We start from the raw sequence: 20679 nt of genomic DNA, 5'->3' as shown, positions 1-20679 counted from the left end.
CCTTTTTCATAAATAATCAAAAAACCGAGCTTTCTAAGACAGAAGGTCTTTTAACAATGAAATACGGTTATCTAAAACCATCAACCTTCATACGTATCTATCTTTTTCCCTTTCTCTTCTAGTTTCTAAACAAACTCCCCTTTTTCCTCTATATATCATGTAAATATGACAGCAGACCTACTTTCAGGTTTCCCTATAACAAACGTAAAGGAGTTAACTTTTAAGTTAACTCCTTTAGTAGATTGTTCATTATGAGATCATTTGAGATGCATTTCACAGCGGTAATGAAAGCGGAGACAGTTTCGTTTTGCTCACAAGCAACCATCTGTTAAAAGGTAACCTTTCAAACTTTTATTACACTTAGACTTCCACAAAACCGAGCTACTAAAAACACTACGTACGATTTTTTAATAATCAGCTTGTATAATTTTTATGATTCCACTTAGCTGGTCCTAATTTTACGTATCTTTTGTAATTGGCGCAAAAGTAACTCTGATTACTTTTTGCAGATCACTTGGTGACACTTGTACTTGATGTCCTACACGTCCACCAGAAAAATAAATGGTATTAAAGGTTTTCGCTGTATCATCGATAAACGTTTTAAACTGTTTTTTCATTCCTATAGGAGAACACCCTCCATGTACATATCCTGTAAGATGTAAAAGGTCTTTTTGCAGAATCATCTCAATTGACTTCTCTCCTACTGCTTTCGCCCCTTTTTTTAAATCTAGCTCTTTTGCAATTGGCACCATAAAGACATAATGTTCTTTTGATTTCCCTACTGTAACAAGTGTTTTAAATACTTGTTCAGGATTTTCCTTAAGATAGGTGGCAACTTCAATTCCTTGAAGCTTTGTACTATCGAAAGAATAATCGCGATACGAAATCTTTTTCTGATCAAGGATTCGCATGACGTTTGTTTTGTCTACTTTTTTCCCCATTATTATCACCACTATTATCATAACAGATTTAGTTTTCTTAAAGGTTAGGTTATACTGAAAATTCCCTTACTCCTCCAAAGCTATCTTCTTAATTATTAAGCCATTTCACATAGCTTCAGAACCTCACCGAACATTAGCTTGTAAGGGATGATAGTTTGACTTCTCTTACTACTTTAGTTTTTCTAAAACCTTTACCCAGTTGTATTTATTTTACTAAAATGGTTTAGTCCATTACAATATACTCGTATTGAAGATTACCGTTAGTTACATTCTTTATTCATGGAATGATGTATGAAAAAGCTAAGAAAGGTGGATTTATGATGATTAATCATGCAACAAAAAAACAAGAGCTTATGGACGCCTTTAACTTTCGTCATGCGACAAAAGTATTTGATCCAGCAAAAAAAATTTCAGAAGACGACTTTAATTTCATTTTAGAAGCAGGCCGCTTATCACCAAGTTCAATTGGATATGAGCCATGGAGATTTTTAGTCGTTCAAAATCGTGAAACTCGCGAAAAATTACGTGAAGTAAGCTCCGGAGCTCAAGGCCAGTTTCCGACAGCTAGTCACTTCGTTATTATTCTTGCGCGCAAAAATGCCACACCTCAGTCAGATTATGGGCAACATATTTTAAAAAATGTGAAAAAAGTTCCTGATGATAAGATGGAGCAAATGGTGAAAGCTTATCAACACTTCCAAGGTGTTAACCTTAACCTATATGAAAGTGAACGAGCGCTGTTTGACTGGGCTAGCAAACAAACATACATTGCACTCGGTAATATGTTAACAGCCGCAGCATTAATTGGCATTGATTCTTGTCCAATTGAAGGCTTCCATATGGAAAAGGTAAATGAAGTCTTAGAGAATGAAGGTTTGCTAGATCGTGAAAACTTTAGCGTCTCCGTTATGGCAGCATTCGGATACAGAGCTGAAGAACCACACCGCGAAAAATCTAGACAGAGCCAAGATGAAGTTGTTCAGTGGGTTGATTAATATTTGACATGTATAAATAAAAAGCCGATTTCTCTATTACGGAATCGGCTTTTTCACTCCATATATGAATTCACAAGCGCACACGTATAGGTTGTTCATCTACCGCTCTAGTTAAGAATATATGTGTTGACAAAGAAAGATATATAGTGATAATTTATCCTCCAACACATTAAGTTAAATATGGCACATATTAAAAAGTAAAATTAGACACTAAACATATTATTTGACAGGTTAACTAAAGGAATGATAATTTATATGCGTGCGCATGCAATAAATTATTTATGTACTAAACTGTAACATTGATTTTTTACCAACAAATGAATTTTTTCAAAAAAATCAAACTTAAATTAACAAGTAAAGGAAGTAGAAAAATGATGAATTCACAAAAATCTATTGAACCTTTGTTTAAGCCATTTGAATTTGAAAACCTAAAACTTAAAAACCGTATCGTCATGGCACCTATGACTCGTAGTTTTTCACCAAATGGAATTCCAGGAGCTGATGTTGCCGCTTACTACCGTCGCAGAGCAGAAAATGAAGTTGGGTTAATTATTACTGAAGGAGTACTTATTGAACATCCTGCTGCAGGAGCGGAACACAATGTTCCTCATTTCTACGGAGAAGAAGCGTTAAACGGCTGGGCACGGGTCGTTCAAGAAGTGCATGAAGCTGGCGGAAAAATTGCTCCACAGATTTGGCACACAGGAATGGCTCGTCAAAAAGAACATTTCCCTGGTTCAGATGCTACTCCTGTTGGACCTTCAGGCATCAACTTTAGTGGTGAACAAGTATCTGAACCACTTAGTGTGCAAGAAATTAAGGACATTGTGAATGCTTATGGGCAAGCTGCTGCTAATGCTAAAAAAATCGGTTTTGACGCAGTTGAAATTCACGGAGCTCATGGCTACCTAATTGACCAATTCTTCGCTGATTCCTTTAATAAACGTAGTGATGAATATGGCGGGGATTTAGTTCAACGCACTCGCTTTGGAGTAGAAGTTATTAAAGCCGTACGTGAGGCTGTTGGTCCTGACTTCCCTATCATTTTTAGATTTTCTCAATGGAAAGCTAACGACTACAATTTCAAACTAGCGAAAAACCCTGACGAACTAAAACGTTTTCTCACACCACTTGTGGAAGCTGGCGTTGATATTTTCCACGCATCAACTCGTCGATTCTGGGAACCAGAATTTGAAGGCTCTGATCTTAACTTGGCAGGCTGGACTCGTAAACTAACAGGCAAACCTGCTATTACAGTTGGCTCTGTTGGATTAGATTCTGAATTTATGGATCTACTTACAAAAGGCCAAGGCAGTCAACCTGCAAGCATTGATGAATTAGTTCAACGTCTAGAAGACGAAGAGTTTGACCTTGTAGCAATTGGTCGAGCACTATTGAATGACCCTGCATGGGTAACTAAAATTCGTGACGGTAAAACGGAAGAGCTAACTGCCTTTACAAAAGAAGATTTAAAGACTTTAGTATAGGATATCAATCAATAAGAAAACTAAAATAGGCCCAGAAGAAGCTTCAATAGAAGTTCCCTCTGGGCTTTTTCTTCTTTGTATCTAATGTCATCTAAATAAAGCAGTTTATTCAACCTATATTTAGGTGAAGGTCACTGCCCTTTTCTGATTAAAAGGATTCTCCATTAAAATCATCCACATGAAAAAAAGGACTAATTCACAGATTGGTGAATTAGTCCTAAAATATGTTGCAAGTTATTAATATTGCTCTCAATATTAAATTATATTTCTCTTATATTATTTTTTATTTGGATTGTGTTGGAGATAAACAACATGAGTTTGTAAAAATTCTTCTAAACCATGCTTACCATCCGCTCCACCAATTCCAGATTTCTTACGACCTGCATGGAAGCCCTGAATAGCTTCAAAGTTTTCACGGTTGATATATGTTTCACCAAATAATAATTCATTTGCAGCGCGCATTGCTGTATCTAGGTTCTGTGTGAAAATAGAAGATGTTAAGCCATACTGGCAGTCATTTGCTAGTTCAATCGCTTCGTCTAAATCTTTAAATGTCATAATTGGAAGAACAGGTCCAAATACTTCTTCTTGTACGATTTGTGAATCTTGCTTTACGTTCACAAGAACAGTTGGTTCATAATAATAGCCGACTTTTGCATCCCCGCGTTTTCCGCCTGTTAATACTTGAGCCCCTTCTTCCACTGCTTTTTTCACCATTGAGTCAACAGACTCTACTGCTTGTTTGTTTGTAAGTGGCCCCATATCTAAGTCTTTATCTTCAAGTGGATTACCGTATTTCACATTTTTCATTGCCGCAACGATTTTTCTAATAAATGTATCCGCGATATTTTCATGAACATATACACGTTCCGCACAGTTACACACTTGCCCTGTATTAATAATACGTGAGTCCACAATCGCCTTAACTGCTAAATCGATGTCTGCATCCTCTGCTACAATAGCTGGTGCTTTTCCACCAAGTTCTAGACTTACTTTTGTTACGTTTTTAGCAGCTGCTTCCATAACGCTTACACCCGCATTTACGCTACCTGTTAAGCTTACTAAACCAATTTTTTCATTTGAAGCAAGTTCATTACCAACTGTACCACCGCGTCCTGTTACAAGGTTAAATACACCTTTTGGAATGCCTACTTTTTCCACTAGTTTTGCAAATTCAATTGCATTATTTGGTGTATCACTGCTAGGTTTAATTACAATTGTATTACCTGTCACTAATGCAGGAGCAGCTTTTCTAGCTACAAGAAAGAATGGGAAATTCCATGGTAAAAATCCAGCTACAACACCAATTGGTTCCTTAAAAATCATAATGTTTTCATTTGGTCTGTCACTTTGAAGAATTTCTCCTTCGTAAGTTCTCGCTGATCCTGCCATGTAATCAATATAGTCAGCTGTAAATTCAACTTCTGTAGTAGAGAGAGCAAGTACTTTTCCTTGTTCTGCTGAAATAACACGTGCTATATAATCTTTATTCTTTCGAATTTCTTCAGCTAAACGAGTTAAATACTTGGCTCTTTCAGCAGCAGGTTTTTTCTTCCACTCTTTTTGTGCCTCTTCTGCAAAATTGATAGCTTCTTTAACTTCTTCGATTGTGCAGCTTGGTACTTCTGAAATAATTTCTTCCGTTGCTGGATTTATTACTTGGATGAATTCATTGGAACTAGAATTCGTGAACTCTCCATTGATATACATTTGATATTGTTTAACATCTGTTTGTGTGCTCATTTCCCAAGTCCCCCTATTAATTGTGAATTTTATCTACGTTTATTTTTATAAGTTTAAAATTCCCTGTTTTGGCACAACATTAAATGCATCTGCTAGGTCTTGAAGCTGTTGATCTGTAATTGTTTGTTTAACTCCGCCTTGTGCACATACGATTGTATATACCTCTGCAGCTTTTTCAGCTGTTTCAATTAAACCAAATGTTTCATCCATCGTAGTTCCGGCTCCAAATACCCCATGATGAGGCCAGATAACAGAACGAACATCTTTCATTTTTTCTGCAGTTGCTTCCCCGATTGAATCAGTTCCTGGAACCATCCATGGAATAATACCAATTCCTTCTGGAAATACAACAATACATTCTGTGCACATTTGCCATAATGTTTTTGTAAACGCATTCTCATCTAAGCTATGAGTGAAAGTCATTCCAATAAGGTTAGTTGCATGGCAATGCATAATAACACGATGATCTGGATCCACTTTTAATCGTTCAATATGGCTCATTAAATGGGAAGGAAGTTCACTTGTTGGTACTCCTCCGTCTTCTAATCCCCATAAAATATCAAGAGATCTACCATCCTCAGTTATACGAATGATACCAAGATTTTCAGCTGGGTTATCGATTACATTTTTGAAGTATTTACCTGAACCAGTTACAATAAAATACTTTCCAGCTAAAGCAGAACCATCAAAAATCATTGGTACTGTACGCTTAATATCATTAATGTTTAAATACGTAGCTACTTCCTCTTCTTCTAATAGATAGCTAATATTTCCCCCATTACGTTCATCCCACCCTAATCGGTAAAGATTTGCGGTCGTTTTCGTCATTTCTTGGAGGAAAGGAGCTTTTAATATGTCTTTCTTTGTCATAACCTCTTTCACTTCATCATCTCTCCCTTTATTCTCTTTAAGAGATATTATAAATAGCTTTTTAATTCTGGAGTTTATATATAATAACTACTACTTTAAATATTTGAATCAAAGTATTTACAAAACCATGATATGTTTTCTAAGAAAAAAAGTCAACATAAATAAACAACATTTTTTTGTTTTGTTTTGTTTTTCGTTTTTTCAACCATTATTTCATCTTTGTTTTTTATCTACTAACCATTCGGTTATAGAGTATTCCAACTTGTGATATTAGTTAGTTAAGAATAATAGTAATTAATTTATTTATATAAGAAAAAACACTTTTAATTTTCTTTTTATTATAGGGAATCCCTCTCTATTTAAGAAATATGATATGATTAAACAAAAATAAACAAAAAATGACTAATATATTTATTTTTGGATTTACTATTCATAATTTTTTAAAACTGTAAAAAAGAAGGGAAGTTAGAAATGCTAGTAGCTGAAAGACAAAAAAAGATAGTGGACTTAGTAAACTTACGAACGACCATCCGTGTTTCTGAACTAAGTGAAATATTTTCTGTAACAGAAGAAACAATTCGGCGTGATCTTGAGAAGCTTGAAAGAGAAAATAAGTTGCGCCGAAGTCATGGAGGAGCTCTCAGCATTCAGGAGAAAAATCTAGAAGTGGATTTTTCTGAACGAGAAATCATAAATGTAATAGAAAAGAAAATAATTGCTCGTGAAGCTGTTAATCAAGTAAAAAGTGGAGATCGGATTATCCTTGATGCTAGCACTACTGCATGGTATATGGCACGATCCCTTCCTGATTTTCCACTTACCGTTATTACAAATTCGATTAAAGTAGCAATGGAACTTAGTAAAAAAGAAAAAATTGAAGTTATATCAACAGGAGGTATACTGCTTCCTAAATCGTTATCTTACGTTGGGCCTTTAGCAGAACGTTCCCTTGATAATTATCACGTTGACAAAACTTTTCTTTCTTGTAAGGGACTTGATTTAACGAATGGATTAAGCGATTCAAATGAATGGCAAGCATTATTAAAAAGGAAAATGATTGAAAGATCAGCTAAAACTATTTTGATGGTTGATTCAAGTAAGTTTGGACACCGAGATTTTTCTCATATTACTTCCTTACACAATATTAATCAAATTATTGTAGATGCCAAATTAGACAACACTTCAAAAGAAATACTTAAGGAGAAAAAGATAACGGTAACAGCTGTAAATTGGGGTAATGAGCCTGCTTCTTATTTTTTTAAAGAAGCTACTGTACACAGTTAAATAAAATTTTATATGCTATTCTATTCGGCAAACTCCTCTATAGGTAAGTTTGCCTTTTTTATAAACAAACACTTTTAAAACACAAACAAAAATAAAACAAAAATAATTGTTGTTTTATTTTGTTTTTATGTTAATATGTATACTATAAACAAGATGTTTCAAGATTCTTCTTAAAGAGAGTAACAATTTACACTTTATGTTCAGTTATTTTCGTTAGGTAGAAAACTATTTTAAAACAAGGAAAAGCTAGCAAGCCGGCAATTAGACATTTCTAGATTTGTAAACAAATTCAAAGCACTACCCCTAGTTTAATTTAATAAGTACCATGTCGTAACACATGTGTATTGTAAGCGCTATCTTAATATCGCTATAAACTATTTGAGGTGAAAGTAATGATTAGAAAAGCAAGTATTATGTTTGTTTATAAAGATCAATTTGACGAATACAAACGTCGACATGATGAGATATGGCCAGAAATGGTAGAAGCATTAAAAGAACATGGCGCTCATAATTATTTAATTTTCTTGGAAAAAGAAACTGGAAAATTGTTTGCTTATTTGGAGATTGAAGATGAAGATAAATGGAGCAAGATGGCTGAAAGCGCCATTTGTAAAAAGTGGTGGGATTATATGGAGCCTTTAATGGAAACGAATTCAGATAATAGTCCCCGTTCTGTGGACTTAGATGAATTGTTTTACTTAGCATAACTCTTTAAGAAGATACAGTCAGCAAGAAAATCACAGAAATCCAAACATTTTTATCATTGTTTGGGTGAACTTGGGAGGAGTTTTGAATATGGCCAGTAATACTAAAGGTGGATTAAAGTCTACTCTTACTGTAGCGATGTCAAACTATTTAGAAGCAGGATCCATTGTAGCTGCTGCTGGTGGACTAACGCTTTGGATGGAATATTTAAATCTAGATGACTTTAAACTAGGGTTACTAGGAGCACTGAGTGCCAACGGTTTCGCGTCAGCAGCAGGAGCTTTATTAGGAGGCATTCTAGTTGATAAGTATGGTCGTAAGTTAATTTATAAATATGATTTACTCGTATATATGTTTGGTGTCTTACTAACTATTTTATCTTTTAACTTTCCGATGTTATTAATCGGCTATGTTATTACGGGATTAGCTGTAGGAGCTGCCATTCCTGCTGCTTGGACGTATATAGCAGAAGAAGCACCTGAAAATGAACGTGCAGCTCGTGTAGGCTGGGGACAGTTGGCATGGTCTATTGGTCCCGCTATCTCTTTACTTCTTTCCGTAGCATTAGCTCCATTAGGTCTATTAGGAAGTAGAATTATTTTTGGTCAGTTATTTGTAATCGCTTTAATTACGTGGATTATGCAACAGCAAATCAATGAATCAAAAATTTGGGAAGAAGAAAAACAAAAAGAAGAAAGCCAAAAAGCAAAAGGCAAAAAGCTAGAAAACCCAATTAAAGAATTATTCACAATCAAGGCAAATCGCCATGCCATTGTTTTATTGCTTGGTATCTATTGCTTCTGGAACCTAGTTGCTGGGGTAATGGGGTACTTTATGCCTTATATTTATGAAACTGTTGGAGGGCTTTCATCAACACAAGCAAATTTATTACAAGCCTTTTTATGGGTGCTAACCGTTTTAGGATCATACTTTGTTTTTATTAAATTAGGTGATAAGGTAAACAGACGTATATTATATGGAATAGGAGCTGCTATGGGAATCGTTGCTTGGGCTGTTCTCACATATGGCGGAATGGGAATGACTGAACTGCTTATATTTGTCATACTATGGGGAACTGCAGCAGGCTTTGGTGCTCAAGCCTTCTATGGCTTATGGTCAAGTGAGTTATTTCATACAAAATATCGTGCAAAAGCACAAGGATTTCTTTTCTGTACATCACGTGTAGCTGTTGGCCTTATTTCACTTGCAATTCCAACTATGATTTCTACCTTAGGATTTAAAGTATCAGGTTCTATTATGATTGGATTCCTGCTAATTGCAGCAGTCATTGGATTAGTAATGGCTCCAGAAACAAGAGGAAAATCATTAAAAGAAATTGAAGAGGAACGATACAGCGCTTAAAAGAATACATTAAATAAGGAATACAATCAAAAATAGCCAAGCTCCGTTTTAGGGGCTTGGCTATTTTATTCTAAGTTATTGATTTACTCCCCCTCTAAAAAAGGCTTACAGAGCTTTTTATCATCTACTCCATTTACACAGAAAGTCCCTTCCTCACCTTCTTAAATTCCTATATATAATGTGCATCGTACTTTTGGCTTCTATCATTTTTATAATTTGAGCAGCTTTGCGAGCCTGTCCTCTTTCTTTAAACAAGCCATTATTTTTTTCTAACCTAAACATTCATGTCTTTATTCATTACATTGATTCTACTTGCTCGTTTATTCTCCCTTTATCTATCGCCTTATAAAGACAAAGAGAGATTCTAGTTAGAATCTCTCTTTGTCTTTACCCCATTATCACACAATTAAATAAAAAGCTTTTAAGGGGCCATGCACACCCACAACCAAATTCATTTCGATATCTGCAGAATTACTTGGTCCAGAGATAAAGTTAATACAAGAAGCAACGTCTTCTCCCTTTTCCACCTGTTGATTTAAATCATGAACTGCTTGTGTAATTCGTGGCACAATCGTCTCGCGTGGAATAATAGCCACGTAAATAGTTGGTAAAAAGTGTAGGGCTCGTCCTTGTCCTGGATGAGTTTTCACAACAATTGTTCCTGATTCTGCAAGTGCATAATCACTGAATACAATGCCAAAGTTAGCTTTTTCAGCTAAGGCATGGTTCTCTTCGCGTCCTTTGCCTGAATTCCACACGCTTACCTCTATGTCTTCTTTTGGCCATTGTTCCTTAAGCAAATTTGCTAATCCATATTCTTCGAAACGTAAATCATCAGCAGTCATTATAGGACCGCCTCCATGCTCAGAAACAATTTGTTTTAATGTTTGTGATAAGTTAGCTTTTGTTGTTTCTAGAACAACAGTATGAATTTTACTGCAATGCTCTGTAAACGTAGCTATTAATTCTTTTTCTGTGTATCCTTTCATTACTTCCCAATTCACGTTATTCTTCCAGTCTGGCCGTGTAACCCCACTCTTTCGTCTTTCACGCCCGAGTTGTTCAGCAATATGATTTAAAAAAACTTCTTGGTTTTGAGATGTTCCTTTCATTATTTTTCACCGCCTTTTTTATGATCATCAAACCAGTCCCGGAAACGTTCTTTACTTGGAGCTGGAAATTCACGAATCTCTGTCCAATTTTTTAAAGGTCCAATTCCTTTAGACACTCGGTCTCCTGATACAATAGGTCTCATAGCTGTAGGTGCCATCTTTGTTCCTAATTTGTACAAAGCAGCAGATGAAGCACCCATGCCAAACATTTTCATCGCAAGTTTCTCAGCGAGAGGTGCACGACCTTCTTTTTCAACGATAACTTGACGATGTTTTACAAGCAGATCATGCAATGGGATTTTAACTGGACAAGCATCTGTACATGCCCCGCAAAGGCTCGATGCATATGGAAGCTCTTTATAGTCATCATAACCGCCTAATAATGGACTTAATACTGCACCAATCGGACCTGGATAAATAGAGCCATAAGAATGCCCTCCAACATGACGATATACTGGACATACGTTAATACAGGCTGCACAACGGATACATTGTAAAACTTGGCGGAACTCAGATCCTAAAATTTCAGAACGGCCATTATCGACTACAACAAGGTGAAATTCTTCTGGACCGTCTGCCTCTTCCTCGTATTTAGGCCCCACTGTCGTAATATAGCTTGTTAGCTTTTGACCGACTGCACTTCGACATAGCAATCCAACAAGCACATCGAGTTCTTCCATTGTTGGTACTAGACGTTCCATTCCCATTACGGCAATTTGCGTTTTAGGAATAGCTGTGACAAGATCTGCATTTCCTTCATTGGTTACTAGACAAATAGAACCTGTATTTGCAACTGCAAAGTTACAGCCTGTTACCCCAATTTCTGCTTCAAGAAATTTTTCACGAAGGATTTTACGAACAAACTTTGTCATTTCGTAAGGATCTTCTGATTGCTCATAACCCAATTTTTCTTGAAACACATCACGAATTTGTTCTTTTTTCATATGAAGAGCTGGAGCTACAATATGAGAAGGTGGCTCGTGATCATCTACTTGCAAGATGTATTCGCCAAGGTCACTCTCTACTACTTCACATCCGATATCTTCGAGTGTTTTATTCATTTCAATTTCTTCTGTCACCATTGATTTAGACTTAACGACTTTTTTAGCTTGCTTTTTTTCTGCTACTTCCTTAATATATTGAGCTGCTTCTTCTTTTGTTTTGGCAAAAAATATATGGCCCCCACGTTTTGTAACATTTTCACTTAATTGCATTAAGTAATAGTCTAGATTTTCCAATGTGTGTTGACGAATTTGCTCTCCTAACTCACGCCAGTCTTCCCAGTTCCCAAGCTCATCACTAGCTGCCAAACGACGTGTATACAAGCGCTCTTGAGCTGTAGATACGGCTTCACGCATTGTAGAATCTTGAATACCTTTATCAACGCGTTCATTAAACTTTTTATCGCTAATTTTCATGCTCATTTTTTATTCCCCCTTGATTTAACGGCTATTTAATACCTCCGCAATATGCAATACTTTTGCTGATTCTCCCAAACGCTCCATTCTTCCCCCAATATTCATTAAACACCCACAATCTGCACTAATTAAATAGTCTGCTCCTGTTTCCCTAACATTCGCTACTTTTTCGTCTACCATTTGTTCGGATATTGGCATCATTTTGACAGAGAAAGTTCCACCAAATCCACAGCAGTTTTGGGAGTTCGGAAGTTGTTCGACTTCTAATTCTTTTACATTAGAAAGCAGCGTAAAAGGTGCTTCTTTAACGCCTAACAAACGTGTCATATGACAAGATGTATGATAAGTTGCTTTTCCTTTTAAACGCGCTCCCACATCTGTAACCTTTAAAACGTCTACAATAAATTGAGTTAGTTCATATGTTTTTTCGGCAAGGCACTTCGCTCGTTCCTCCCATTGAACATCTCCTTTAAACATATGCGAATATTCATGGAACATAGTTGCACAAGATCCAGAAGGCGTAACTACGTACTCCGCATCTTCAAAAGTTTGAATCATATTTTTAGCGGCTTTCTTAGCCTCAGCAACATAGCCGCTATTATAAGCAGGCTGACCGCAACAAACCTGGGAGGTAGGAAACGAAACTTCACAACCAAGGCGCTCAAGTAACTCGACTGTTGCTTTACCAACATTTGATTGGAAAGTATCGACTAAGCATGTGATAAATAGACTCACTTTCATTTTTAAATCTCCTCTCAACATACACTTAAATTTATCTGGTCATCTGACTACTAAAAGATAAAAGGTAATGATGAAAATAATATATGCAATCTAGAAAAGTTCTTTAAATCGCGCTATATTCATCTTTATGATGTCTTAAAACAGACTGTAGTTTTTCACTTTCTATTAAATGATTCATCATTGCCTTGCTTGCACTCTCAACATCCTGTTTTTTAATAGCTTCATAAATAGCTAGATGTCCACAGAATAAATTTTTGGTTATTTGTTCTTCATATAAAATGGAGTGATAGGTCTCATGGATCGTTTTTTCGATCATTTTTGAGATATGGCTCATAAGTTTTAATAAAATTAGATTATGAGAAGCCTTAACAATTGTCAGATGAAAGTGAAAATCGATAACCCTTTCCCCTTCTTTATCACCCGCAACTGTTTTTCCTTTGTCAATCCAGCGTTCCATTTCCTTTAAATTTTCTTTAGTACGCTTTATAGCTGCGGCTCGTACAGCTCCCACTTCAACAATTTTTCGAACTTCAAATAAGTGAACAAGATCTTCTTTTTGCAATAAAAGATGAGAATGTAGAGGTATTAGTAAATGGGAATGATCAAACTTTTTTACATAGGTTCCTTCTCCTTGTCGCATCTCAATTAACCCCATCGCACGAACAGCACTTAATGCTTCACGCACAGCAGACCTTCCAACTCCGAATTGTTCTGCAAGCTGATGAACAGAAAGCAGCTTATCCCCTGGTTTTAACGTCCCTTCTCGTATCATAGAAAGAATAAAGTCTGATATTTCTTCATATATCTTTTTTGGACGAATTGATTTATACTCCACATGTCATCATCCTAACACCTTTAAAATTGTTCTTATTCTATTAATATAAAAAGCTTAGTCTTGATCTTTATTTGTATAAGAAAGAATTGTTAAAATATAAAACAGGGGAATTGATCTATTAGATCCTCCCCCTGGCTATACCTATTTATAAATTTACTATATTGTTTTTAATCAATATGTTAGGCTAAAACAGAGTCTCTTTTTACTAATACATCTTGCTCATATTGCTTCACGTCTTCTAACCATGTTTCTTTTACTGGAACTCCCATTTTTTCGCAGTAATAATCCCAGATTGCACCAAAAGGATATGTTTTAAATTCTTCCATTAATGCTAATCTTTCCGTAAAGTTTCCATCTTCCTGTAACTGTTTTAAATGTTCATTTGGCACTAACATTGCATATAGTAATGCTTTAATCATATTTCTTGTGCCAATTGTCCATGCTGCTACACGGTTAATACTAGCATCAAAGAAATCCAGACCAATCATGACTTTATCCAATGCACCATTGCGAACGATCTCAAGAGCAATCTCACGTAATTCATCATCTAATGTCACAACATGGTCACTATCCCAACGAACAGGTCGTGATACATGTAGAGCAAGTTTATCACTGTAAAGTAACATAGATGAAATTTTGTTTGATACTGTTTCAGTTGGATGGAAATGTCCTGTATCTAATAAACATAACTTATTATTTTTTAATGCATATCCAAAGTAAAATTCATGTGACCCTACCACATAAGACTCAGAGCCAATTCCAAATAGCTTACTTTCAACAGCATCAAGGTTATATTCTTCATTTATTTCTTCGCTAAAAATCGTATCTAGTGAATTTTTTAGTCTTTGACGAGGCGTTAGGCGATCACTTGGAACATCTTTATAGCCATCTGGAATCCAAACGTTTGTTAAAGATGGTGTACCTAATTCTTTACCAAAATACTCCCCAATTTTACGGCTAGCGATACAATGGTTAATCCAGAATTCTCTAATTTTCTCGTCTGGATGTGATAATGTTAAACCATCTGCTGCTTTTTCATGTGAAAATAATGTTGGATTGAAATCTAAGCCTAAACCATGTTCTTTCGCCCACTTCACCCAGTTTTCAAAGTGTTTCGGCTCTATTTGATCTCTTTCTACTGCTTCTCCATTTGTTTCCGCATAAATGGCATGTAAGTTCACACGGTGTTTTCCAGGAATTAAAGATAGCGCTTTCTCAAGGTCTGCTCGTAATTCCTCAGGTGTTCTTGCTTTACCTAGATAATTTCCTGTTACATCAATACCACCTGATAACTCTCCTTTATTTACCTCAAACCCAGTAACGTCATCTCCTTGCCAACAATGAATCGAAATAGGTACATTTTTTAACTGTTCCAATACATTATCAACATCGATTCCCCATTTTTCATATTCCTTTTTCGCAATCTCATACTTTTCATTAAGTGTCATTTGATATCTTCCTTTCTTATGCTGTAATAATTGAAGGTGAAAACTTTTTCACTTCAAAAGAATGCTTAATAATTGTTCTTGCTTCGTTTATATCTTCAATTTCACCGACTGCCATTAATTGTGAGACAATATTTCCAATGGCTGTCGCCTCTACTGGACCTGCATATACTACTTTTTTCGTTGTATCAGCAATTAGTTGATTTAACATTTCATTTTGACAACCGCCACCAATGACATTAATCTTTTCAAACTTTCTTTCAAATATCTCTTCAATTTGATTAATTGCTTGTTGATAGCTGCATACCAAACTATCATATACACATTTGGCTACTTCGCCAGGTGTAGTTGGTATTGCTTGTTTTGTCTCTTGACAATAGCGTTGAATTTCCTCAATCATATTTTCTGGCTTTAAAAACCTTGAATCATCTACATTAACAGTAGAGGTGAAGTCTTGAACTTGGCGAGCTAAACCAACTAACTCGGCAAACGAATATTGATCCTGATAATTTCTTTTTACTTCCTGTATCATCCAAAGTCCCATAATGTTCTTTAGGAATCGATAGCGATAATCAATACCGCCTTCATTCGTAAAATTGTAATCTAGAGCCTTTGTAATACAAATAGGAAAATAGTTTTCGACTCCAATTAAAGACCATGTCCCTGAACTTATATAGATGGTCTCGTCTAGCTCTGGAACTGAGATGACGGCTGAGCCTGTATCATGTGTTGCGGGTAAAATAACTTTCATATCAAAACCAAATTCCTCTACGAGATCCTCTTTCAGCGTTCCTAACACTGTTTTAGGATTGTGAATCTCCTGAAAGATCTCCTTTTTAATGCCTAATTGATCTAGAATTTCGTCATCCCACTTCTTTGTAAATGCATTAACTAATTGAGTTGACGTAGCATTTGTATATTCATTTGCCTTTTTTCCTGTTAGTAGATAATTAAAATAGTCAGGAATCATAAGAAAAGATGCTGCCTTATCTAAAATCTCTGGATTGTTTTGTTTAATAGAATAAAGTTGATAAATCGTATTAAATTTTTGAAACTGGATACCTGTTTCTAAATATAGACGTTCCTTCATTATGATTTTAAAGACTTCATCCATCATTCCATCTGTTCGTGGATCCCGATAAGCAACAGAGTTAGTCAAAGGTTTTTCATTCTCATCTAGGAGTATAAAGTCAACTGCCCATGTATCAATTCCTATACTTTCAGGCTTTAGACCTTTACCTTGACATTTTTTAATCCCTTTTTTGATTTCTAAAAATAATCGATCAAGTTCCCAGCAAAATTGGTCATCTTTTCGAACAATTTTATTTTCAAAACGATGAATTTCATTTAGTTTTAATTGTCCATTTTCGAGATGGCTAGCAATCAATCGACCACTAGATGCACCAATATCAACAGCTAAACAACATTTCTTCATTACTATCACCCTTTATCTGAAAGCGTTTGCTTATGTTCTTATCTTAAAACAGATTGAAAGAGTAAATAATGACTAAAATTATTTATTTATTGTCCTTATTTGCAAAAATACATTACATTTAACTTTTAATTGTTATAGACGTCTTCTGTTATCCTAAACAAATTTATCGGACAAGTTCTTTTAGAATCAAAGGATATAATATAAAAAGTTTCAGCTTTGTGATAATCGTGTTTACTTGGATAAATACTCCATAAAAAGAACATTTAGCTCCTTATTTCTTCGCTAAATGTTCTCTAAATTGTTTTGGTGTTTGATTATATTTATTTTTAAAAATTCGATAGAAATAACTAACATTATCGTACCCAACTTGCTCTATTATTGTCGTAATTGGCATATCTGTACTTTCTAATAACTCTTTTGCTTTGCTTAAACGTTTTTCTTGAAGCAACTCTTTAAAGGTATAATTTGTAGCCTTTTTAATTTCTTTACTTAAAGCATAGTGGGGTTGATTTAATTGAGACGATAACTCATATAACGAAGCTTTTTGGAAATTTTCATCAATGTACTTTAAAGACTCAACAATTAAATAATGCTGCACAGGATAATCTTCTGTATGTTCAGCCTTATCAGCGTGTTTAATTAACTCAACAATTAAAAGTCCCATATATAATTTAACCGTTGAGTCAGACATAAAGGCAGAGGACATAATTTCTATAATAATTTTTTTAATTAAATCTTGAATACTTTTCACTTCTGAAACTTTGAAGTAGAGAAATTGTCCGTTTTGAGTGCTATTGTATAAACTGTTGATTAGAAAATTACTAATTCTATTTTCAGTTGTTAGGAAAGAGAAGATAAAATCAAAAAATTGAGGTTGAATAATGAAATTAATAATGATGTCTTCTGTTGCACATGCGGCAATTTCATGTTCAATATGCTGATTTAAAAATAACAGCTCTCCTTGTTTTAAATTTATTTTTTGATTACCTACCTTTTGATTTAATTCTCCATTATAAACATAATTGATTTCAATATAATTGTGTTTATGTTTAGGAAAATCAACAAAGCGTGTATGTTGGCGAACCATAATCATCTTATCTTTACTGAGAAATTTTTCACTTTCAATAATAAAATTGGACTGATTTGTGTAAAGCTCTTTTTTGATCTCTCTTCTGTTTTGTAAGATTATTTCCTCTTCTTCTGTTATCTTTAATAACTCATTTAAAAGCTCATCTTGCATAGAAGTTCTCCTTTTTTATTAACTATTCTAGCGTTTACATTGGCGTTTTGATTACCTATTATTATTAACAATTAAAAATGATAATGTAAAAAATATTTTTGATTAAGTTCCTTATATTAATACAAATATACTTTAAATTGTTGATAAAAGTAATCTAGATTTTAACAATAAAAAAAGTCCTTTGCCAAAACAAAGGACCTTTGATAAGTTCATTTTTCTTCTACCGTTTTATTTAACCTTTAAAAAACTACCTAGAAATGCAAAACTAAACATGTCCATTAAGCAAAGACGATCCAATAATTGATAAATACTATATCAGATCACAAAATGCTTTACAATATCGTTCCTTAACCTTGCTTATACTTCTCTCTTAAGAAAACAGCACTTTCATCTATAAAAGGTTCTTGTGTATCTTCCATTAAGATATTTATAAAAGGTTTTTGCTCCTTTATTAATTTCATTACTAGGTCATAATTTAATAATCCTTTACCAACAGCAGCTGGTTTTAACATTTGATTCTCTACAATAAAGTCTTTGGCATGTAGGATAACCATTCTATCTCCAAATAAGTTAAATGCTTCTTCAAAAATCTCGTCCTGTTCTTTATAATTATCTATCGTCAGTAAATTTACTGGATCAAAAATCACTTGCAGATTATTGGAATTGACACAATCTAAAAGTCTTTTCATGACTTTTGATGAATAAATAGGATGATTCACTCCTGCTTCAATTCCTACAATTACGCCAAATTTCTCAGCTTCTTCTACAAGTTCACGGACACTTTCGACTACTTCTTGGAATGGTTCTTCTTTGAAGTTTTCTGTAGTATAAAAAATTTCAGCATTTACATTACCAGTTTCCGTCCCTACAATACTGCATCCGAAATCTCTTGCATATCTTATATGTTCTTTAAATCTTTCTAAGCCTTTTCGTCTTTCCACTTTATCAGGATGAATCATATTAATATAACAGCCTAATACAGCGATTTGAATACCATGTTTCTGAAAGGTACTTCCTACATAATGAGCAAGACCAGGGCTTAAACTTCCTAAATCTGTATTTACATAATTTAAAGATTTACTTAAAGCTAACTGTACAGATGTAAGCCCCTTTTTTTCAATTTCTTCTACTAATTCCTCTAAACCATTCTTTTCAATATCATGACCTCTTATGCCTAGGTTCATTTATATCATCCTTTTTTATTTTTAGTGTCCAGCATATCAAATGTAATATAATAAAGCTGTATCACTATAAATGCGATACAGCTCATACAATTTTTAATAATCTACTCTTATCGAGCTAACCAACCGCCATCAACAGCTAAAATGTGGCCGTTCATATAGTCAGAAGCTTGACTTGCCAAGAATACGGCTGTTCCCATTAAATCTACCGGAGTTGCCCAGCGCCCAGCAGGGATACGGCTTAAAATTTCTTTGTTACGCTGTTCATCAGCACGGATAGGAGCTGTATTCGCTGTTTCTACATATCCAGGCGCAATAGCGTTTACTTGGATGTTATGTTCAGCAAGCTCATTAGCAAATGATTTTGTAAGCCCTGTTACAGCATGTTTGCTTGCTGTGTAAGAAGGGACAAATTTTCCACCTTGGAAAGAAAGCATCGAAGCGATATTAATGATTTTACCGCTTTGTTGTTCAGCCATTACTTTTGCCACTTCTTGACTTAAGAAATAAACTGCATCTTGATTAATCGCCATCACTGCATCCCAATCTTCTTCTTTATATTGAAGGATAGGAGCCCGTCGGATAGTTCCAGCATTATTAATTAAAATATCAATCTTTTTATATACGTTAAGACACTCTGAAACTACTTGTTTAATAGAGGAGCGATCTGATAAATCTGCTTGATGGAAGTGAACATTTCCTCCAGCTTCCTCCACAAGAGCTCGTGTCTCATCCCACTCTTTTCCATGTGTTACAATGAACACGTCCGCGCCTGCTTTAGCAAGGGCCACAGCACATCCTTGACCTAGCCCTTTGTTCCCACCAGTAATGATTGCCACTTTCCCGTCAAGACGGAAGAAGTCCATTGAAAATGAATTCAAATTATTTGACATTGTTTAACTCCCCCATTTTTATGTATTCTTGATGTTTCAATCTCATTTTTCGGCTTCACGAACCCAAAAACTTACATTTTACATTAAAGAGAAACAAATAGTATCGCATATGTTAGGATACTATTTATTTTCTCTTAGCTAGGTGTTAACTAACTTATCTCAGTTCTTCCATTTCCACATGATCCATATCATCATAAGTAATATTCTCTCCACACATGCCCCAAATAAATGTATAGTTACTTGTAGCTGTTCCAGTATGAATAGACCAACTTGGTGAAATGGTTGCTTGTTCATTTTTCATAACTAAATGTCTTGTTTCATCTGGTTTACCCATAAAATGGAATACACGCGTATCTGGTTCCATATCAAAATATAAGTAGACTTCCATACGTCGCTCATGAGTATGGCAAGGCATTGTATTCCATACACTTCCTGGTGAAAGCATCGTTAATCCCATTTGAAGTTGGCAACTTTCACAAACGTTTGGATGGATATATTGATAAATATTGCGCTCGTTTAATGTTGCTTGTTCACCTTTATGAAGTGGATCAATTTCTTTTATATCAATTTTTACTGTTGGATAGGTATGGTGTGCTGGTGTTGAGTTGATATAAAATTTAGCTGGTTTGTTAGCATCTTTTGAACGGAATCGAACATCTTTTGTACCGCGTCCAACATATAAACCGTCACGGCCTTTCATTTCATATTCCACTCCGTCAAGAATAACAGTACCTTCGTCTCCAATATTAATAATGCCAAGCTCTCGACGTTCTAAAAAGTAGTTTACGCCAAGTTCCTTATCTAATTGAATTGTTAGTTCCTCTGTTCCAGGAGTAACTCCGCCAAAAATCATTCGATCATTATGTGTGTATGTTAAGTGAACACGATCTTTCTCAAAAAGAGTTTCAACTAAAAAGTTCTTTCTTAATTCCTCTGTTGTTTGATGTTTTACATCTTCGGGATGATGAGCGTAACGAGTTTCCATTATTCAT

Annotated in this window: 18 protein-coding genes; 5 read left to right on the top strand and 13 right to left on the bottom strand. The window is 34.9% G+C overall.

Annotated features, from left to right (window positions below; all coding sequences use genetic code 11):
• Positions 1–458 precede the first annotated feature (458 nt).
• A complete protein-coding gene (gene ybaK / locus MOC86_RS14055; protein ID WP_268584717.1) occupies positions 459–941 on the bottom strand; it encodes a Cys-tRNA(Pro) deacylase in 483 nt (160 codons plus the stop codon).
• A gap of 320 nt (positions 942–1261) precedes the next feature.
• Here ybaK and MOC86_RS14050 point away from each other — a divergent pair, with 320 nt between their 5' ends.
• Positions 1262–1936 (top strand): NAD(P)H-dependent oxidoreductase, encoded by a 675-nt coding sequence (locus MOC86_RS14050; RefSeq protein ID WP_268584716.1) that lies wholly within the window; start codon positions 1262–1264, stop codon positions 1934–1936.
• 371 nt (positions 1937–2307) lie between these two features.
• Positions 2308–3423, top strand: a complete 1116-nt coding sequence (locus MOC86_RS14045) for an NADH:flavin oxidoreductase (RefSeq protein ID WP_268584715.1) — start codon at positions 2308–2310, stop codon at positions 3421–3423.
• A gap of 276 nt (positions 3424–3699) precedes the next feature.
• Here the strand turns inward: MOC86_RS14045 and aldA are convergent, their stop codons facing one another.
• Positions 3700–5166: an aldehyde dehydrogenase gene (aldA, locus tag MOC86_RS14040; protein ID WP_268584714.1), complete on the bottom strand. Its 1467-nt coding sequence runs from the start codon at positions 5164–5166 to the stop codon at positions 3700–3702.
• A gap of 45 nt (positions 5167–5211) precedes the next feature.
• Entirely contained in the window at positions 5212–6036 is an 825-nt protein-coding gene (gene rhaD, locus MOC86_RS14035; protein ID WP_243520898.1) for a rhamnulose-1-phosphate aldolase, read from the bottom strand.
• A gap of 471 nt (positions 6037–6507) precedes the next feature.
• Between rhaD and MOC86_RS14030 the strand changes: the two genes are divergently transcribed.
• From MOC86_RS14030 to MOC86_RS14020, 3 genes are all read left to right on the top strand, one after another.
• Positions 6508–7320, top strand: a complete 813-nt coding sequence (locus tag MOC86_RS14030) for a DeoR/GlpR family DNA-binding transcription regulator (protein ID WP_268584713.1) — start codon at positions 6508–6510, stop codon at positions 7318–7320.
• A 392-nt stretch (positions 7321–7712) separates the two neighbouring features.
• Positions 7713–8027: an L-rhamnose mutarotase gene (gene rhaM / locus MOC86_RS14025; protein ID WP_268584712.1), complete on the top strand. Its 315-nt coding sequence runs from the start codon at positions 7713–7715 to the stop codon at positions 8025–8027.
• An 88-nt stretch (positions 8028–8115) separates the two neighbouring features.
• On the top strand, positions 8116–9387 hold the full coding sequence (locus tag MOC86_RS14020) for an MFS transporter (RefSeq protein ID WP_268584711.1): 1272 nt from the start codon (positions 8116–8118) through the stop codon (positions 9385–9387).
• Between the two features lie 398 nt (positions 9388–9785).
• Here the strand turns inward: MOC86_RS14020 and MOC86_RS14015 are convergent, their stop codons facing one another.
• The 10 genes from MOC86_RS14015 to kduI form a co-directional block, all read right to left on the bottom strand.
• Positions 9786–10499: a LutC/YkgG family protein gene (locus MOC86_RS14015; protein WP_268584710.1), complete on the bottom strand. Its 714-nt coding sequence runs from the start codon at positions 10497–10499 to the stop codon at positions 9786–9788.
• Positions 10499–11923 (bottom strand): LutB/LldF family L-lactate oxidation iron-sulfur protein, encoded by a 1425-nt coding sequence (locus MOC86_RS14010; RefSeq protein ID WP_268584709.1) that lies wholly within the window; start codon positions 11921–11923, stop codon positions 10499–10501. The genes MOC86_RS14015 and MOC86_RS14010 overlap by 1 nt, the downstream gene beginning before the upstream one ends.
• Positions 11924–11941: 18 nt before the next feature.
• Entirely contained in the window at positions 11942–12658 is a 717-nt protein-coding gene (locus MOC86_RS14005; protein WP_268584708.1) for a (Fe-S)-binding protein, read from the bottom strand.
• 103 nt (positions 12659–12761) lie between these two features.
• Positions 12762–13451, bottom strand: a complete 690-nt coding sequence (locus MOC86_RS14000; RefSeq protein WP_268585076.1) for a FadR/GntR family transcriptional regulator — start codon at positions 13449–13451, stop codon at positions 12762–12764.
• A gap of 221 nt (positions 13452–13672) precedes the next feature.
• The gene (gene rhaA, locus MOC86_RS13995; protein ID WP_268584707.1) at positions 13673–14941 is read right to left on the bottom strand and encodes an L-rhamnose isomerase; all 1269 of its coding nucleotides are present in this window, start codon (positions 14939–14941) and stop codon (positions 13673–13675) included.
• A 16-nt stretch (positions 14942–14957) separates the two neighbouring features.
• Positions 14958–16373 carry a rhamnulokinase gene (gene rhaB / locus MOC86_RS13990; protein ID WP_268584706.1) on the bottom strand — a complete coding sequence of 472 codons (1416 nt, stop codon included), beginning with the start codon at positions 16371–16373 and terminating at the stop codon, positions 14958–14960.
• A 271-nt stretch (positions 16374–16644) separates the two neighbouring features.
• A complete protein-coding gene (locus tag MOC86_RS13985; protein WP_268584705.1) occupies positions 16645–17613 on the bottom strand; it encodes an AraC family transcriptional regulator in 969 nt (322 codons plus the stop codon).
• A 347-nt stretch (positions 17614–17960) separates the two neighbouring features.
• Positions 17961–18797, bottom strand: coding sequence for a sugar phosphate isomerase/epimerase family protein (locus MOC86_RS13980; RefSeq protein WP_268584704.1), 837 nt, complete (start codon positions 18795–18797; stop codon positions 17961–17963).
• Between the two features lie 107 nt (positions 18798–18904).
• Complete coding sequence (kduD, locus tag MOC86_RS13975) at positions 18905–19687, bottom strand: 2-dehydro-3-deoxy-D-gluconate 5-dehydrogenase KduD (RefSeq protein WP_111923051.1); 783 nt, start codon at positions 19685–19687, stop codon at positions 18905–18907.
• A gap of 154 nt (positions 19688–19841) precedes the next feature.
• The gene (gene kduI, locus MOC86_RS13970; RefSeq protein ID WP_019395252.1) at positions 19842–20672 is read right to left on the bottom strand and encodes a 5-dehydro-4-deoxy-D-glucuronate isomerase; all 831 of its coding nucleotides are present in this window, start codon (positions 20670–20672) and stop codon (positions 19842–19844) included.
• Positions 20673–20679 lie beyond the last annotated feature (7 nt).

The organism is Priestia endophytica (assembly GCF_026790145.1).
GTDB classification, from domain to species: Bacteria; Bacillota; Bacilli; order Bacillales; family Bacillaceae_H; genus Bacillus_I; species Bacillus_I endophytica_A.
Note: the sequence above shows the minus strand (reverse complement) of the source record. Positions and strands in the feature narration are given on the sequence as shown.

Bases quoted from the DNA above. Each gene is read 5' to 3' on its own strand.
- ybaK (WP_268584717.1), bottom strand. From the start codon at position 941: ATGGGGAAAAAAGTAGACAAAACAAACGTCATGCGAATCCTTGATCAG.
- MOC86_RS14050 (WP_268584716.1), top strand. From the start codon at position 1,262: ATGATTAATCATGCAACAAAAAAACAAGAGCTTATGGACGCCTTTAAC.
- MOC86_RS14045 (WP_268584715.1), top strand. From the start codon at position 2,308: ATGATGAATTCACAAAAATCTATTGAACCTTTGTTTAAGCCATTTGAA.
- aldA (WP_268584714.1), bottom strand. From the start codon at position 5,166: ATGAGCACACAAACAGATGTTAAACAATATCAAATGTATATCAATGGA.
- rhaD (WP_243520898.1), bottom strand. From the start codon at position 6,036: ATGACAAAGAAAGACATATTAAAAGCTCCTTTCCTCCAAGAAATGACG.
- MOC86_RS14030 (WP_268584713.1), top strand. From the start codon at position 6,508: ATGCTAGTAGCTGAAAGACAAAAAAAGATAGTGGACTTAGTAAACTTA.
- rhaM (WP_268584712.1), top strand. From the start codon at position 7,713: ATGATTAGAAAAGCAAGTATTATGTTTGTTTATAAAGATCAATTTGAC.
- MOC86_RS14020 (WP_268584711.1), top strand. From the start codon at position 8,116: ATGGCCAGTAATACTAAAGGTGGATTAAAGTCTACTCTTACTGTAGCG.
- MOC86_RS14015 (WP_268584710.1), bottom strand. From the start codon at position 10,499: ATGAAAGGAACATCTCAAAACCAAGAAGTTTTTTTAAATCATATTGCT.
- MOC86_RS14010 (WP_268584709.1), bottom strand. From the start codon at position 11,923: ATGAGCATGAAAATTAGCGATAAAAAGTTTAATGAACGCGTTGATAAA.
- MOC86_RS14005 (WP_268584708.1), bottom strand. From the start codon at position 12,658: ATGAAAGTGAGTCTATTTATCACATGCTTAGTCGATACTTTCCAATCA.
- rhaA (WP_268584707.1), bottom strand. From the start codon at position 14,941: ATGACACTTAATGAAAAGTATGAGATTGCGAAAAAGGAATATGAAAAA.
- rhaB (WP_268584706.1), bottom strand. From the start codon at position 16,373: ATGAAGAAATGTTGTTTAGCTGTTGATATTGGTGCATCTAGTGGTCGA.
- MOC86_RS13985 (WP_268584705.1), bottom strand. From the start codon at position 17,613: ATGCAAGATGAGCTTTTAAATGAGTTATTAAAGATAACAGAAGAAGAG.
- MOC86_RS13980 (WP_268584704.1), bottom strand. From the start codon at position 18,797: ATGAACCTAGGCATAAGAGGTCATGATATTGAAAAGAATGGTTTAGAG.
- kduD (WP_111923051.1), bottom strand. From the start codon at position 19,687: ATGTCAAATAATTTGAATTCATTTTCAATGGACTTCTTCCGTCTTGAC.
- kduI (WP_019395252.1), bottom strand. From the start codon at position 20,672: ATGGAAACTCGTTACGCTCATCATCCCGAAGATGTAAAACATCAAACA.